Here is a 15,706-nt window from a genome sequence, read left to right as displayed (position 1 = left end):
CCCGGGCCGCGGCCCGGGGCATGGCGCGGACGAAGGGAGTGCGCTGGTGATCGCCTCGATCCGGGGGACCGTGGCCGAGATCGGCCTGGACCGCTGCGTTGTGGAGACCGGGGGAGTCGGGGTGCTCGTTCACGCGACCCCCGCGGCGCTCGCCGGTCTCCGGCGCGGGGCGGAGGGGATGCTCCACACGGAGCTGGTGGTGCGCGAGGACTCGCTCACCCTGTACGGATTCGACTCGGTGGACGCGCGTCAGTTGTTCCTCACCGTGCAGACCGTCTCCGGCGTCGGACCACGACTGGCACTGGCGATCGTCGCGACCCTCGAGCCGGAGGCCCTCGTCCGGGCCCTCGGAACCGGGGACGTCACGGCGTTGACCCGCGTCCCCGGCGTGGGCAAGCGCACGGCCGAACGCATGGTGCTGGAACTCAAGGACAAGGTCGGTCCCGTGTCTGACGGTGGCTCCGTGGGGATCCAGGGCGACACGACCGGCGGGTCGGCCGCGACCGAGGTCGCAGAGGCACTCGAGGGCCTGGGCTTCTCGTCCGCGGAGGCCGAGAAGACCGCCACCGCGGTGCTCGCGGCCGAGCCGGACCTCGACCCGGCGCAGGCCCTGCGACTGGCCCTCAAGTCACTCGGTAAGCGCTGATGGCGGGACCGTTCGACGCGCCCGGCGACGGGCGTTCCCCCGACGCCGACGACGGGGCGGGCCACGAGGGCGAGCTGTCCGCGACCGCGACCCCGTTCGACACCGACGTCGAGGGTGCCCTCCGACCTCGCAGCCTGGGCGAGTTCATCGGCCAGGAGACGGTCCGGGAGCAACTGGACCTGGTCCTCACCGCCGCCACCCGCCGTGGGGTCGTGCCCGACCATCTGCTCTTCTCCGGGCCTCCCGGGCTGGGCAAGACGAGTCTCGCGATGATCGTCGCGGCGGAACTCGGCGGCTCACTACGGATCACCTCCGGTCCCGCCCTCGAACGACCCGGCGACCTCGCCGCGATGCTGTCCAATCTCATTGAGGGCGACGTCCTGTTCATCGACGAGATCCACCGCATCGCGCGCCCGGCCGAGGAGATGCTCTATCTCGCGATGGAGGACTTCCGGATCGACATCATGGTGGGCAAAGGGCCCGGGGCCACCTCGATCCCGCTGGAGATCGCCCCGTTCACCCTGGTCGGTGCCACCACGCGATCCGGTGCGCTGACCGGTCCGCTGCGCGACAGGTTCGGGTTCACCGCGCACATGGACTTCTACACGGACGCCGACCTCGCCAGGATCGTCACCCGCGCGGCGGACATCCTCGCCATTCCCGTGGAGCCCGATGCCGCGCTGGAGATCGCCGGCCGGTCGCGGGGCACACCCCGGATCGCCAACCGGCTCCTGCGACGGGTCCGCGACTTCGCCGAGGTCCGGGCCGACGGTCGCATCACCGTGCCCGTCGCCAGGGCCGCCCTCGAGGTGTACGAGGTCGACGAGCTGGGTCTCGACCGTCTCGACCGCGCGGTCCTCAGGGCGCTCCTCGTCCAGCACGAGGGGGGCCCGGTGGGGCTGAGCACCCTGGCCGTGGCGGTGGGGGAGGAGTCCACCACCCTGGAGGAGGTGTGCGAACCCTTCCTCGTCCGGGCGGGTCTGCTCGCACGCACCCCCCGCGGGCGCATCGCGACCGCCGCGGCGTGGGAGCACCTGGGCCTCACCCGGCCAGGGCCCGACAGGGCGGCCGGGGACCCGATGTTGCCGGTCGAGGTCGACCGGGGCCCCGGCGCGCGCGGTTGAGCCCCGGGCTGGCATCCTCGGACGAGACCGTCCGTAGCCCGGACCCGCCAGCGACCCGGAACCGGCGGGTCCATGTCAGGAGGACCCGAATGGGACTGGAACTGCTGCTGCCGTTGATGATCGTCGTGCTGATCGTGCTGATGGTCCTGCAGAGCACGAGACAGCGCAGGGCGATGAAGGACATGCGGGAGATGCAGGCCTCACTGACGGCGGGCGATCGCGTGCTCACCACCTCAGGCCTGCGCGCGACCATCGTCTCCGTGGGCGACGAGACCGTGGAACTGGAGATCGCCGAGGGCGTCCGCACCCAGTGGGACCGACGCGTCATCCGCGAGAAGATCGACGCCGGTACGACCCCCGGAGCCGACACCGGCACCGGTGCCGCGGATTCCCGGTAGGCCACGACCGGCGAGTAGTGTAATGGGGCCCTCCAGCCGGAGGCCCCAGACGAAGACCGAGAGAGATCACCTGTGTCACCAGCTCGTCCTCGAGGCGCCGACGCCCGCCCCAGACCGTGGGCGCTGCTGTCCGCGTTCTTCCTGGTGCTGTTCATCATCTTCCTCGGCGCCTTCGCCGTCGCCGAGCGCGGCCTGACGCCGAAGCTGGGCATCGATCTGCAGGGCGGTACCCGCGTCACGCTGATCCCCAAGGGGGACCCCGACGAGGCGGACCTGCGACTGGCCCAGGACATCATCCGCGACCGGGTCGACGGGCTCGGCGTCGCCGGGACCTCGGTCGTCATCGAGGGCAGCAACATCGTCCTCACGGTCCCCGGTGAGGACTCCAGCCAGGCCCGTGACCTCGGCACCACCTCGCAGCTGACGATCCGTCCCGTGCTGCAGGTCCAGCCCGTCGCCGAGGGCGACGTCGAGCCCGTGCCCGCCGCCAAGGGGGACCGCGACGCCGTCGCCAGGGAGGTCGAGGAGGCCCGCGAGCTCCGCCAGGGCGACCCGCAGGAGCTCACCGAGACCCTCGCGACCTTCCGCTGCCCGGAGCGCGATGTCCTGGCCGGCTTCGACGACCCGTCCCAGGCCCTCATCGCCTGCGGTGAGGGCGCCAAGTACGTCCTCGGCCCGGTCCCGTTGCTCATCGGGGAACCGGAGGACGGGAAGCGGCTCGACGGGCAACAGATCGTCAAGGACTCCGTCAGTTCCGGGTTCAACCAGCAGGCCGCCAAGAACGAGGTCTCCTTCCGGTTCAACGCCGGACCCGGTGAGCAGGGAAGCGCCACCTGGTCCCGCTTGACCCAGGAGAACCTCCAGCGGCAGATCGCCATCCTCCTCGACGGCGAGGTCATCAGCGCGCCCGTCGTCCAGGGCGTCACGCCGGTCGGTTCGGCGACCTCCATCACCGGTGACTTCAGCACGGACGAGGCGGCCTCTCTCGCCGCGAACCTGCGCTACGGTGCCCTGCCCATCTCCTTCGAGGACCCCAACGTCGACAACGTCCCGGCGTCCCTCGGTCTGGCCTCGCTCGAGGCGGGCCTGCTCGCGGGCGCCATCGGATTCCTGCTGGTACTGGCGTACTCGGCCTTCTTCTACCGCCTGCTCGGTGTGCTGGCGTTCCTCTCGCTGGCCCTGTCGTTCCTGCTCACCTACATCCTGTTGGTGTTCCTCGGATACACCGTCGACTACAGCCTCGACCTCGCGGGCATCGCGGGCCTCGTCATCGGTATCGGCATGACCGCCGATTCCTACGTCGTGTTCTTCGAGCGCATCAAGGACGAACTGCGGGACGGCCACCGGTTCAGATCCGCGGTGCCACGGGCGTGGAAGAGCGCCAGCCGCACCATCGTCACCGGCAACATGGTCAGCCTCATCGGAGCGCTCGTGCTCTACCTGCTGGCCAGCGGCGAGGTGCGCGGATTCGCGTTCACCCTGGGCCTCACGACCATCATGGACGTCTTCGTCGCGTTCACCGTGACCTGGCCGCTCGTCTACCTCGCCTCCACCAAACCCACCTTCGCCAAGACCTGGGCGAACGGGATGGGACGGATGGAGAACCTCCAGGCAGCCGCGGCGGAACAGCGCCGCATCGACCGGAAGACCGAGAGCGATCTCGAGCAGGGCCGGGGCCGCGGGGTCACCGCGACCATCCGCGGCCCGGGCGGCGACACCATCACCGAACCGCGCACCGAGCGTCCCGCCACCGATGAGGAGGAGGGCCGATGAGCACTCCCACGACCACCGAGCCCGGGAGCGGCGCCGCCGCCCCCGCCGGCCGGTCCGACAGTCTGTTCACGCGGCTCTACACGGGTACCGGGGCGTTCGGCATTGTCCCGAACCGCCGGAGGTTCTACGTCCTCACCACCGTGATCGTGGCGATCTGCCTGGCGAGCATCATCTTCCGTGGCTTCAGCTTCGGTATCGACTTCACCGGTGGCACCAAGCTCACCATGCCCGCAGCCGACCACGACAAGAGCCGCGTGGCCGCGGTGGTCGAGGAGTCGGTGGGTGAGGAACCGCAGACGGTGCAGATCGTCGGAGCCGGGGACGCGCGCATCGTCGAGGTGGAGACGCGGTTCCTCACCAGCGACGAGATCCGTGCGGCCAAGAACGCCCTCTACGAGGAGTTCCGGCCGGTCACGGCCGACGGTGACGCCTCCGTGGAGGCGATCGGCGACTCCGCGCGCTCGGAGAGCTGGGGAGGGCAGGTCACCGAGAACGCACTGATCGCTCTCGGGGTGTTCCTCGTCATCGTCTTCGCCTACATCGCGTTCCGCTTCGAATGGCGGATGGCCACCGCAGCCATCGTCGCCCTGCTGTTCGACGTACTGACCACCGCCGGCGTCTACTCTCTCGTCGGCTTCGAGGTCACCCCGGCCACCGTGATCGGTCTGCTGACCATCCTCGGCTTCTCGCTGTACGACACGGTGATCGTGTTCGACAAGGTCGAGGAGAACACCCGCGGCATCAGACACACCGCGAGCCGCACCTACGCCGAAGAGGCGAACCTGGGTGTCAACCAGACCCTCATGCGTTCGATCCACACCACCATCATCGGCGTGCTGCCCCTGCTGGCGCTGGTCGTGATCGCCGTGTGGATCCTCGGGGTGGGCACCCTCATGGATCTTGCACTCGTCCAGATGGTGGGGATCATCACCGGCACCTTCTCCTCGGTCTTCCTCGCGACACCCCTGCTGGTGTCGCTCAAGAACCGCGATCCGGAGATCAGACGCCAGACCGCCAAGGTCCTGGCCCGACGCGAGAAGGCCGAGGCCGCCGCATGACCGAACCTGCTGTCACCCCCGTCTCACCTGCCATCAGTTCGGCCGTGGAGCGGTTGATGCGTCGCGTCGAGGACTTCCCCTCCGCGGGCGTCCAGTTCTGCGACCTCACTCCGGTCCTCGCGGACGCCGACGGCTTCGACGCCGTCGTCGCCGGGCTGATCGCCGGGCACGAGATCGGCAGTGTGGACTACGTCGCCGGGCTCGACGCCCGGGGGTTCCTGCTCGCCGGCGCGGCAGCCGTGCGGCTACACACCGGTGTCCTGGCCATCCGCAAGGCCGGCAAGCTCCCGCCACCGGTGCATTCGCGGTCCTACGAGCTCGAGTACGGCGCCGCCACGTTGGAACTCCCCGCGGACGGGCTCGATCTCGGGGGGAAGCGCGTCCTCGTCGTCGACGACGTCCTCGCCACCGGGGGGACCCTCACCGCCGCGGTCGGTCTGCTGGAGGACTGTGGGGCGATCGTCGCGGGGCTGTCCGTGGTGCTCGAGGTACCCGGCCTCGGGGGGCGGGATAGACTGGCCGCCACACCGCTGACCTGCCTCACGGTCGCGTGACCGCCGACCGTTCCTGACGGCCCGGAACTGGAGGGAGGAGCCGGAGATGACGCAACGGCAGGACCCCGCCGGGCAGCCGGACGGGGGCGCGCAACCCGGACAGACGGCTCAGCCCCAGCCCTCGACCCCGCAGCCCTCGACACCCCGGCCCCCGGCGCCCCAGCCCGCGACACCCCAGTCCGCGACCCAACCGCTCCCCGTGATCCCGGGCAACCGTCCGTCCGCCGGTCGACGGGTGCGTGCGCGGTGGGCTCGCCGCCTCACCTCGGGTCTGACCGTCACCTCCACGCCGGCGGTTCTCGAACCGTTGGTGCGCGTCCACCGGATACACCACGCCAAGGCCGACGTCGGTCTGCTGGCACGCGCGTACACCCTCGCGGAGAAGCAACACGAGGGCGTCTACCGCAAATCCGGCGATCCCTACATCACCCACCCACTCGCCGTGGCGACCATCTGCGCGGAGATGGGTATGGACACCACGACGCTCGTGGCAGCGCTGCTGCACGACACGGTCGAGGACACCGACTACTCGCTCGCGCGGCTGGAAGCCGACTTCGGCGGTGAGGTCGCCCATCTGGTGGACGGCGTCACCAAGCTGGACAAGGTCGAGTTCGGCGAGGCCGCCGAGGCGGAGACCATCCGCAAGATGATCATCGCGATGGCACACGACCCCCGCGTCCTGGTGATCAAGGTGGCCGACCGCCTGCACAACATGCGCACGATGCGGTTCCTGCCGCCCGAGAAGCAGGTCAAGAAGGCGAGGGAGACCCTCGAGGTGATCGCCCCGCTCGCGCACCGGCTGGGGATGGCGACCATCAAGTGGGAACTCGAGGACCTCGCCTTCGCGATCCTCGAGCCGAAGAAGTACCAGGAGATCGTGCGGCTCGTCGCCGACCGGGCCCCCAGCCGCGACGTCTACCTGCAAACGGTGACCAACCGGGTCAGGGCGGACCTCGAGAAGGCGCACATCCAGGCGCGGGTCGAGGGCCGACCCAAGCACTACTGGTCGATCTACCAGAAGATGATCGTGCGCGGTCGGGAGTTCGACGAGATCCACGACCTCGTGGGCATTCGTGTCCTGTGCGAGGACGTGCGCGACTGCTACGCCGCGATCGGGGTCGTCCACTCGACGTGGAAGCCGATGCCGGGGAGGTTCAAGGACTACATCGCCCAGCCCCGCTTCGGCGTGTACCGGTCGTTGCACACCACCGTGATCGGACCCGACGGCAAACCCCTCGAGATCCAGATCCGCACCCACGAGATGCACCGCAACGCGGAGTACGGCATCGCGGCGCACTGGCGCTACAAGGAGACCCGCGGCAAGCACAACGGCGACCCCGCCGAGGTCGACGAGATGGCGTGGATGCGGCAACTGCTCAGCTGGCAGCGTGAGGCCGCCGATCCCGGCGAATTCCTGGACTCCCTGCGCTTCGAGATGACCAGCAAGGAGATCTTCGTCTTCACCCCCAAGGGAGACGTCATCAACCTTCCGGTCGGTGCCACACCCGTGGACTTCGCCTACGCGGTCCACACCGAGGTCGGCCACCGCTGCATCGGGGCGCGGGTCAACGGCAAACTCGTCGCCCTCGAGCGCCCGCTCGAGAACGGCGAGGTGGTGGAGGTCTTTACCTCCAAGGACCACAACGCCGGCCCCAGCCTGGACTGGCAGAAGTTCGTGGTCTCCGGCCGCGCCAAGAGCTCGATCCGGCAATGGTTCGCCAAGGAGCGCCGAGAAGAGGCCCTGGAGCGGGGCAAGGACCTCATCACCCGTGAGGTCCGACGGGGCGGGGTCCCCGTCCACCGCATCTTCTCCAACGAGTCGCTCGCCGGCGTGTCCCGCGAGCTCGGATTCGCCGACGTCACCGCGCTCTACACGGCGATCGGGGAGAACCACGTCTCCGCCAAGGCCGTGGTCGGTCGTCTCATCGCCGCTCACGGGGGCGTGGACGAGGTCACCGAGGAACTGGCCGACCGCTCCCGCGACAAGACCATGACCCCGCCCCGCCCCACGACCTCCGGGGCCGGCGTGCTCGTGGGCGGTGTCGAGGACGTCCACGCCAAGCTCGCCCGCTGCTGCACCCCGGTGCCGGGGGACCAGGTCCTGGGTTTCATCACGCGCGGCGGTTCGGTCAGCGTGCACCGCACCGACTGCACCAACGCCTCCGACCTGCACCGGGAGCCGGAGCGACTGGTCAAGGTCGAATGGGCGCCCCAGCCGGGCGCGGTGTTCCTCGTGGCCATCCAGGTGGAGGCCCTCGACCGCCACCGTCTGCTCTCCGACATCACCAAGGTCCTGGCCGACGAGAAGGTCAACATCCTCTCCGCCTCGGTGCAGACCGCGGGCGACGACAGGGTGGCGATCTCCCGGTTCACCTTCGAGATGGCCGACCCCAAACACCTGGGTCACGTCCTCGGTGCGGTCCGCAAGGTCGAAGGCGTCTTCGACGTCTACCGGATGACCTCGAACTGACCGACGCCTCCGCGGCTGACCGACCCCTCCGCGGCCGGCGGTCGCGGACCCGGTGGGACGACGCGGACCCGGTGGGACGACGCCGGCCCCGGCCGGGAGGCCGGGGCCGGTGCTCACGGCCGGGTGCTACGGGTTCACGCCTCGGGCAGGCCCTCCTGGGCGCCGACCGTGACCTTCTCGATGACCACTGGGCGGCGCGGTGCCTCGTAGTCCGGATCGCTCTGGTCGTCGCTCTTGGTCCCGGCATCGGCGATCTCGTCGAGGACCTCCAGACCGGACTCACCGATCGTGCCCATCACGGAGTACTCGGGCGGCAGCATGGAGTCCTCGTACACGAGGAAGAACTGACTCCCGGCGCTGTTCGGCGCCTGCGACTTCGCCATGGCGACCGTGCCGCGCGGGTAGACCGACATACCCGAACCGTCCTCGGCTACGGGGAGATCGGTGGGCGGCTCGTCCACGATCGAGTACCCGGGGCCCGAGAGCCCGGTCCCCGTCGGGTCACCACACTGCAGGACCGACAGCTGCGAACCCTCCCCGCCCTGCGTCAGTCGATGGCACTCGGTGTCGTCGAAGTACTCCTGCTCCGCGAGGTGCACGAAGCTCGCGACGTTGCAGGGGGCGCCCTCACGATCGAGGGTCAGGGGGATCTCACCGCTACCGGTGGTCACGACGATCTCGGCCGTCCCTCTCCTGGGCTGGTCCCCGGTCGGGGGGTCCATCTCGCGCTTGGACTCCTCGATCTCGTCGACCTGCTCGTTGAAGCGACGCGCCTCGGCGACGATCTCGGGCCCCTGGTCCTCGAACTCCGCCGGGTCGACCTTCTCCATCGGACTGGTGTCCTGCGGGTACTCACAGGTCACCCAGTCGGCGGCGTACTGCTCGGCCCGGGACTGTTCCGCCTTGTTCCAGACCACGACGCCCACGATGCCGAGGAGGACCACCACCACGACCGAGGCACCGGCGATCTTCAGCTGCTTCTCGCGGCGCGCCTGCGCCTCCATCTGCTCACGCAGACGTTGGCGCGCCTCGGCTCGGCGTTCCTGGTTGGTGGACACTGACCCTCCTGGGGACCTGGACTAGGCTGGGACTCCACGGGCGGACCCGTACGGTGGGGCTCCGTGAAGAGCCCCACGCGGCGGTCCAGCCCAGGGTCCTTGTCTACCAGGTCGGGTAGTGACGGCCGAACGCCACTCCGGTGTCGGGCGCCGTTGCCCGGCACCGGGCGCCGAACGGCGCCGACAGTGTCGAGAAAGGGAGTACGGGACGTGCAGATCGTCGGTTTCCCCGCCGGGATGTTCCAGACCAACTGCTACATCGTGGCGGACGACGCGGGCGACTGTGTGGTCGTCGACCCGGGGCAGGACGCGGAGGAGCAGGTCCGTCGTCAGATCTCCGAGGCCGGGCTCCGGCCCCGCGCGGTGCTGCTCACGCACGGGCACCTCGACCACATCTGGAACGCACGGCAGGTGGCGGATCACTACGGGGTCCCCGCCTACATCCACCCCGAGGACCGCGAGATGCTCTCCGATCCGGGCAAGGGGCTCTCGCTCGACCTGTCGGCGATGCTCAAGGGCGTCACCTTCACGGAGCCGGCCGAGGTCATCGAGGTGTTCGACGGCGACACCCTCACCATCGGCTCGATGACCTTCGACGTGGACCACGTCCCGGGTCACAGCCCCGGCTCGGTCTCGTTCCGGATCACCGTGCAGACCGAGGACGGACCCCGGCTGGTCGTGCTCGGTGGGGACGTACTGTTCCAGGACGGTGTGGGACGCACCGACCTGCCCGCGGGGGACACCGAGGTGCTCATGCAGTCCATCGCCAAGAAGTTCCTCGTCCTGGACGACGACGCCGTGGTGTTGCCCGGGCACGGGCCGTCCACGACCATCGGTCGTGAGCGTCGGTCGAATCCGTTCCTGCGCGACCTCTAGACCCACCAGCCCCACCCGCCCCTCCAGATCCAAGGACGCCTCACCAGTGACCGGCAACGCCAAGAACACCGCACTCAAGGCACCCAAGGGTGTTCCCGACTACGTGCCTCCGGCCTCCGCCGGGTTCGTGACGGTCAGGGACGCCATCACCACCGCCGCCCGTCGCGCCGGGTACGGACACGTCGAGCTGCCGATCTTCGAGGACACGGCGTTGTTCGCACGCGGCGTGGGGGAGTCGACGGACGTGGTGTCCAAGGAGATGTACACGTTCTCCGACAGGGGCGGCCGGAGCGTCACACTGCGCCCCGAGGGCACGGCCGGGGTCATGCGTGCGGTGATCGAACACGGGCTGGACCGGGGCCAGCTCCCGGTCAAGCTCTGCTACGCGGGCCCCTTCTTCCGGTACGAGCGCCCCCAGGCCGGGCGGTACCGCCAGCTCCAGCAGGTGGGCATCGAGGCGATCGGCGTCGACGACCCGGCCCTGGACGCCGAGGTGATCGCCGTGGCGGACGAGGCGTTCCGCTCCCTCGGACTCACCGGGTTCCGCCTCGAGCTCACCTCACTCGGGGACGAGACGTGCCGCCCCGACTACCGGGAACGGCTCCAGGATTTCCTCACCGGGCTGGACCTCGACGAGGCGACGCGGGAACGCGCTCGGGTCAATCCGCTGCGCGTCCTGGACGACAAGCGCCCCGAGGTGCGTGCCCAGCTCGAGGGCGCTCCTCTGATGATCGATCACCTGTCGGACGCGAGCGCCGAGCACTTCGCGACCGTTCGGGCGCACCTGGACGCGCTGGGCGTCGCGTACGAGGTCAATCCCCGCATGGTGCGGGGCCTGGACTACTACACCAAGACGACCTTCGAGTTCGTGCACGACGGCCTCGGCGCCCAGTCCGGGATCGGTGGCGGTGGCCGCTACGACGGACTGATGGAGCAGCTCGGCGGCCAGGCGCTGTCCGGCATCGGGTTCGGTATCGGTGTGGACCGGACGGTGCTCGCACTGCAGGCCGAGGGGATCGACCCGGCGGCCGAGGGGCGCGTCGACGTGTACGGCGTGGCCCTCGGCGCGCAGGCCAAGGCGACTCTGGTGCCCGTCCTCGCCGAGTTCCGCCGCAGCGGGCTCCGCGCGGACATGGCGTACGGGGACCGCGGCATGAAGGGCGCCTTTAAGGCCGCGGACCGCTCCGGCGCGGCGATCACCGTCGTCGTCGGGGAGAACGAGCTCGCCACCTCCACGGCCGTCGTCAAGACGATGGCCACCGGTGAGCAGGAACCTGTGCCCCTGGAGGGTCTCGTCGACCACGTGACCAGGGCCGTCGCCCGGTGACCCCGGCGGTCCGGCGGCACTGACCGACCGGGGCCCCGCCCACGCGTCAGGGCTGGGCGCCTCAGAGCTGTGCGCCTCAGAGCTGTGCGCGGAAGGTGTCGCAGGCCTGCATCGAGCCCTGCTCGTAACCCGTGAGGAACCACTGTCGGCGCATCTCCGATGACCCGTGGGTCCACGAGCCCGGGTCGACACGGGCGCCGCCGGTGCGCTGGATGTGGTCGTCGCCGATCGCCTCGGCGGTCCGGATGATCGCGTCCACGTCGCTCCCGGTGAGGCTCTCCAGCAGCGGCGGGCCGCCGTCGGGAGCCGGGGTCGAGGTGGCGTAGTGGGCCCACAGGCCGGCGTAGCAGTCGGCCTGGAGCTCGACCCGGACCGCACCCGAGGAGGGGCCCCGCGGGTCCTGCTGTGACCGGCGGATGTCCCCGAGCATGGTCTGCAGGTGGTGCCCGAACTCGTGCGCGACCACGTACATCTGCGCCGCACCGGAGGGTGATCCACCGAGCTGGCCCACGAGGACCCGGTCGAAGAACGCGGGGTCTATGTACACGTTCTCGTCGGCCGGGCAGTAGAACGGCCCGATGTCGGAGGAGGCCGCACCACATCCGGTGTCGATGGCGCCGGTGAAGATGGTGGTGTGGGGCTGGACCCAGCGCATCCCGATCTGGTCGGGCAACTGGGCCGTCCAGACGTCCTCCAGACTCTCCGTGGTGGCGACGATGCGGCAGATGGTGTCGGTGTTGGCCTGCTGCAGGTCGCACTGGTCGATGTGGGCCTGGAACTGCTGCGCCGAGTCGGAGGCCTGTGCCCGGCCACCGGTGGCGCCCGGGTCCGTGCCACCGCCGTCGAGTCCGAGCTGGCCGGGGTCGACGCCGAGGAACAACGCGATGACGACGACGACGAGGCCGCCGACACCCCCACCGACCGCCATCCCCCGGCGACCCCCTCGGCCCCCGCCGGAGACCCCACTGGTGTCCAGTCTCCCGCCCTGCCGGAACGTCATATCGTCACCTCTCGTCCACACCGGCCGCCGGTCCACCCGGGCACGCCGCACCACCGCGGTGCTTGTCGGATCACTGTATGGGCCGTCGGGACGAGGTCGCAGCCGAGACGGGGAACGCCCGCGGGTGGACGTAGACTGTCCCTCGTCCGAACCCGGGGCCGACCGCTCATCCGGCGGTGGGTCCGTTCCGGAGTTCGCCGACCACACGACTTTTCCCGACGAGAGGACAACCGCAGTGCTGCGCACCCATTCCGCCGGCCAGCTCCGAGCCGCCGACGCAGGGGAGACCATCACCCTGGCCGGCTGGGTCGCGCGCCGCCGGGATCACGGCGGGGTCATCTTCGTCGACCTCCGCGACTCGACCGGCGTCTGCCAGGTGGTGTTCCGCTCGGAGGACGTGGCCGAGCGCGCACACCGCCTCCGCAACGAGTACTGCGTGGCCGTGACCGGCGTGGTGGACCGCCGCCCGGAGGGGTCGGAGAACCCCAACCTCGCCTCGGGCGAGGTCGAGGTCGACGTGACCTCGTTCGAGGTCCTCGGCGAGGCCGCGGCCCTGCCGTTCCAGTTGGACGACGAGGTCGGTGAGGAGGCGCGTCTGCGCCATCGTTACCTCGACCTGCGGCGCGAGGGCCCGGGCGCCGCACTGCGCCTGCGGTCGAAGGTCAACGCCGCCGCCCGCAACGTCATGGCGCGCCACGACTTCGTGGAGATCGAGACGCCCACGCTGACCCGCTCGACGCCCGAGGGGGCCCGCGACTTCCTCGTGCCCGCCCGCCTGCAGCCGGGGACGTTCTACGCTCTCCCGCAGTCGCCGCAGCTGTTCAAGCAGCTGCTCATGGTGGCCGGGATGGAGAAGTACTACCAGCTCGCCCGCTGCTACCGGGACGAGGACTTCCGCGCCGACCGGCAGCCGGAGTTCACGCAGCTGGACGTGGAGATGAGCTTCGTCGACCAGGACGACGTGATCGCCGTGGCCGAGGAGATCCTCACCGAGGTGTGGGCCACCGCCGGGCATCAGATCCCGACCCCCATCCCGCGCATGACCTACGACGAGGCGATGCGTCGCTACGGTTCGGACAAGCCCGACCTGCGGTTCGACATCGAACTGGTCGAGTGCACGGAGTTCTTCGCCGACACCCCGTTCCGGGTGTTCAAGGCGCCATACGTCGGCGCGGTCGTCATGAAGGGCGGGGCGTCGCAGCCCCGTCGTCAGCTCGACGCCTGGCAGGAGTGGGCCAAGCAGCGAGGCGCCAAGGGCCTGGCGTACATCCTCGTCGGTGAGAACGGCGAGCTGGGCGGCCCCGTCGCCAAGAACCTGTCGGACTCCGAGCGCGCCGGGATCGCCGCGCACGTGGGCGCGGAGCCGGGGGACTGCATCTTCTTCGGCGCCGGAGCGGTCAAGTCCACCCGGGCGCTCCTCGGTGCGGCACGCGGCGAGATCGCCGAGAAGCTCGGCCTGATCGACCCCACCCGGTGGGCGTTCACCTGGATCGTCGACGCCCCGATGTTCGAGCCCGCGGACGACGCCACCGCCGCCGGCGACGTGGCCGTCGGTTCCGGTGCGTGGACCGCCGTGCACCACGCGTTCACCTCACCCAAGCCCGAGCACCTCGACACGTTCGACACCGATCCGGGATCGGCGCTGGCCTACGCCTACGACATCGTGTGCAACGGCAACGAGATCGGTGGCGGGTCGATCCGTATCCACCGCAAGGACGTCCAGGAGCGGGTCTTCGGCGTCATGGGCATCTCGCAGGAGGAGGCGCAGGAGAAGTTCGGCTTCCTGCTCGACGCCTTCTCCTACGGCGCCCCCCCGCACGGTGGCATCGCCTTCGGCTGGGACCGCATCTGTGCGCTGCTGGCCGGAACCGAGTCCATCCGCGACGTCATCGCCTTCCCCAAGTCCGGCGGCGGGGTCGACCCGCTCACCGACGCTCCCGCGCCGATCACCACCCAGCAGCGCAAGGAGTCCGGCATCGACGCCAAGCCGGTCCAGCGCGGGCAGGCCGCCCAGGACGGGGCCGCAGCCGGGTAGTACCCGAGGCGGGCGGCCCCGGGCGTCTCAGAGGTGGAACGCCTCGAGCGCCGGGCGCCCGTCCATCCCGGAATGGTCGAGTCCGAACAGCCGGGCCACCGTCGGCGCCACGTCGAGGGTGCGCACGGGACGGTCGACGACCTGCCCCCGGCGGACGATCCGGTGCCCGCCGGCGATGAAGAACGGGATGCCGAGCGTGACCTCGTGTCCGTGGTTGCCGGGGATGGGGTTGGAGAACGGGGTGGGGTCGGAGAACCGCCATCCCGGATGACAGGTGGCCACGAGGTCGCCACCGCGCTCGCCCAGGTCGAGTTCGGCCGGATCGTAGAGGCGGTTGACCCCCGGGAGCGCGCCGACCACCTCACGCAGGCGCGCCAGGGTCGCCTCGCGTTCTCCGGCGGGGCCGAGGTGGGCGAAGGTGTCGGCGCCCCCGTTCTGGGCGATCCCGACGCGCCCGCGCAGCGCGGGGTCGGCGTCGATCGCGCCGGCGGCACTGATGAGGCGCAGTGGCTCCGACCAGTCCATGCCGTGATCGGCCAGCACGATGAGCACCGACCGTTCCCACCGGCCGGTGGACCGCAGGAACTGCTCGAGGTCCCACAGCTTGTGGTCCGAGTTGTACACCGCCTGGTTGCGGGCCAGTCGCAGTGAGGTGCCGGACAGGTCCATGTGGCCGAAGCGGTCCATGTCGCCGAGGTTGACGAACGTCATCCGCGGGGCGTGGTCGGTGATGGTCTGCTTGAGGGCCTCGACGGTGAACCAGTCGAGCGAGTGGTCGGTGACCGGCACCAGCGGGAAGGGTGCCCACTGCACGCTCGCGCGGCCACCGAACAGGCCGTGTAGGTAGTCCTTGCTGAGCACGCTCGCGGTGGTCAGACCCGCCTCGGTCCGGATGCGGTCCAGCACGGTGGCCGCCCGCAGGTCGTCGGGCCGGTCGAGGGTCCTCTCGTCCCCGATCGCGTGGTCCCAGATGGCGTTCGCGGGCACCCCGTTGCGCGCGGGCAGCACCCCGGTGACCATGGCGGCGTGGTTGGGCAGGGTCTCGGCGATCATCACGGAGGAGGCGTCGGTGAACCGCGTCCCCTCGGAGGCCCATCGGTGCAGGGTGGGCGCCTGGGCCGGGTTGAGTTCGTCGGGCCGCATGCCGTCGGTGACGATCACGTAGACGTCGAGGTCGTCGGCCACCGGGCGCACCGGGTTCGCCCACACGGGGGCGGGCTCGGCGAGCAGGGTCACCCCGACGGCGCCGGCGGCGGCGACCATGCCGGCGCCGGCGAGCGCCTCACGACGGGTGAGTGTGGGTCCGTGGGTGGGGTTGTCGTCGCGGCACATGGGGCTGGGGTCCTGACGGTCGGGTGGTGGCTGGCGGGGCGGTGTGCCCGGCGGA

General features: G+C 70.3%; 13 protein-coding genes. 10 read left to right on the top strand and 3 right to left on the bottom strand.

The features are described 5' to 3' along the window. The first annotated feature begins 46 nt into the window (after positions 1–46). The 7 genes from ruvA to G6024_RS11210 all read left to right on the top strand — a co-directional run bounded on the left by ruvA (position 47) and on the right by G6024_RS11210 (position 8,023). Entirely contained in the window at positions 47–646 is a 600-nt protein-coding gene (gene ruvA, locus G6024_RS11240; protein ID WP_069389874.1) for a Holliday junction branch migration protein RuvA, read from the top strand. Then, positions 646–1,770 (top strand): Holliday junction branch migration DNA helicase RuvB, encoded by a 1,125-nt coding sequence (gene ruvB / locus G6024_RS11235; protein ID WP_159148724.1) that lies wholly within the window; start codon positions 646–648, stop codon positions 1,768–1,770. Before ruvA ends, ruvB begins: the two co-directional genes overlap by 1 nt. A gap of 89 nt (positions 1,771–1,859) precedes the next feature. Beyond that, positions 1,860–2,168: a preprotein translocase subunit YajC gene (gene yajC / locus G6024_RS11230; protein ID WP_159148723.1), complete on the top strand. Its 309-nt coding sequence runs from the start codon at positions 1,860–1,862 to the stop codon at positions 2,166–2,168. 72 nt (positions 2,169–2,240) lie between these two features. Beyond that, positions 2,241–3,941 carry a protein translocase subunit SecD gene (gene secD / locus G6024_RS11225; RefSeq protein WP_390890240.1) on the top strand — a complete coding sequence of 567 codons (1,701 nt, stop codon included), beginning with the start codon at positions 2,241–2,243 and terminating at the stop codon, positions 3,939–3,941. Next, positions 3,938–4,999, top strand: a complete 1,062-nt coding sequence (gene secF / locus G6024_RS11220) for a protein translocase subunit SecF (RefSeq protein WP_159148722.1) — start codon at positions 3,938–3,940, stop codon at positions 4,997–4,999. The genes secD and secF overlap by 4 nt, the downstream gene beginning before the upstream one ends. Next, positions 4,996–5,553 carry an adenine phosphoribosyltransferase gene (locus tag G6024_RS11215; RefSeq protein WP_159148721.1) on the top strand — a complete coding sequence of 186 codons (558 nt, stop codon included), beginning with the start codon at positions 4,996–4,998 and terminating at the stop codon, positions 5,551–5,553. Before secF ends, G6024_RS11215 begins: the two co-directional genes overlap by 4 nt. Before the next feature lie 46 nt (positions 5,554–5,599). Then, positions 5,600–8,023 carry a RelA/SpoT family protein gene (locus G6024_RS11210; protein ID WP_159148720.1) on the top strand — a complete coding sequence of 808 codons (2,424 nt, stop codon included), beginning with the start codon at positions 5,600–5,602 and terminating at the stop codon, positions 8,021–8,023. A gap of 134 nt (positions 8,024–8,157) precedes the next feature. On the opposite strand, the gene G6024_RS11205 is transcribed toward G6024_RS11210, so the two are convergent. Continuing rightward, positions 8,158–9,081, bottom strand: coding sequence for a peptidylprolyl isomerase (locus G6024_RS11205; RefSeq protein WP_159148719.1), 924 nt, complete (start codon positions 9,079–9,081; stop codon positions 8,158–8,160). 210 nt (positions 9,082–9,291) lie between these two features. Here G6024_RS11205 and G6024_RS11200 point away from each other — a divergent pair, with 210 nt between their 5' ends. Beyond that, a complete protein-coding gene (locus tag G6024_RS11200; protein ID WP_067717896.1) occupies positions 9,292–9,957 on the top strand; it encodes an MBL fold metallo-hydrolase in 666 nt (221 codons plus the stop codon). A 46-nt stretch (positions 9,958–10,003) separates the two neighbouring features. Continuing rightward, positions 10,004–11,284: a histidine--tRNA ligase gene (gene hisS / locus G6024_RS11195; RefSeq protein WP_159148718.1), complete on the top strand. Its 1,281-nt coding sequence runs from the start codon at positions 10,004–10,006 to the stop codon at positions 11,282–11,284. A gap of 76 nt (positions 11,285–11,360) precedes the next feature. Here hisS and ypfJ read toward each other — a convergent pair whose 3' ends face one another. Next, positions 11,361–12,284 (bottom strand): KPN_02809 family neutral zinc metallopeptidase, encoded by a 924-nt coding sequence (ypfJ, locus tag G6024_RS11190; protein WP_159148717.1) that lies wholly within the window; start codon positions 12,282–12,284, stop codon positions 11,361–11,363. A gap of 235 nt (positions 12,285–12,519) precedes the next feature. On the opposite strand from ypfJ, the gene aspS reads away from it, so the two are divergent. After that, positions 12,520–14,319 carry an aspartate--tRNA ligase gene (aspS, locus tag G6024_RS11185; RefSeq protein ID WP_159148716.1) on the top strand — a complete coding sequence of 600 codons (1,800 nt, stop codon included), beginning with the start codon at positions 12,520–12,522 and terminating at the stop codon, positions 14,317–14,319. Between the two features lie 27 nt (positions 14,320–14,346). Here the strand turns inward: aspS and G6024_RS11180 are convergent, their stop codons facing one another. Next, positions 14,347–15,651 (bottom strand): alkaline phosphatase family protein, encoded by a 1,305-nt coding sequence (locus G6024_RS11180; protein WP_159148715.1) that lies wholly within the window; start codon positions 15,649–15,651, stop codon positions 14,347–14,349. Between the last annotated feature and the right edge of the window lie 55 nt (positions 15,652–15,706).

It is taken from the genome of Dietzia maris (assembly GCF_014144855.1).
GTDB classification, from domain to species: domain Bacteria; phylum Actinomycetota; class Actinomycetes; order Mycobacteriales; family Mycobacteriaceae; genus Dietzia; species Dietzia kunjamensis.
This window is presented reverse-complemented; position numbering and strand designations above follow the sequence as displayed.

Excerpts from the sequence above, each read along its gene's own strand:
- ruvB (WP_159148724.1), top strand. The coding sequence starts at position 646 with ATGGCGGGACCGTTCGACGCGCCCGGCGACGGGCGTTCCCCCGACGCC.
- yajC (WP_159148723.1), top strand. The coding sequence starts at position 1,860 with ATGGGACTGGAACTGCTGCTGCCGTTGATGATCGTCGTGCTGATCGTG.
- secF (WP_159148722.1), top strand. The coding sequence starts at position 3,938 with ATGAGCACTCCCACGACCACCGAGCCCGGGAGCGGCGCCGCCGCCCCC.
- G6024_RS11215 (WP_159148721.1), top strand. The coding sequence starts at position 4,996 with ATGACCGAACCTGCTGTCACCCCCGTCTCACCTGCCATCAGTTCGGCC.
- G6024_RS11210 (WP_159148720.1), top strand. The coding sequence starts at position 5,600 with ATGACGCAACGGCAGGACCCCGCCGGGCAGCCGGACGGGGGCGCGCAA.
- ypfJ (WP_159148717.1), bottom strand. The coding sequence starts at position 12,284 with ATGACGTTCCGGCAGGGCGGGAGACTGGACACCAGTGGGGTCTCCGGC.
- G6024_RS11180 (WP_159148715.1), bottom strand. The coding sequence starts at position 15,651 with ATGTGCCGCGACGACAACCCCACCCACGGACCCACACTCACCCGTCGT.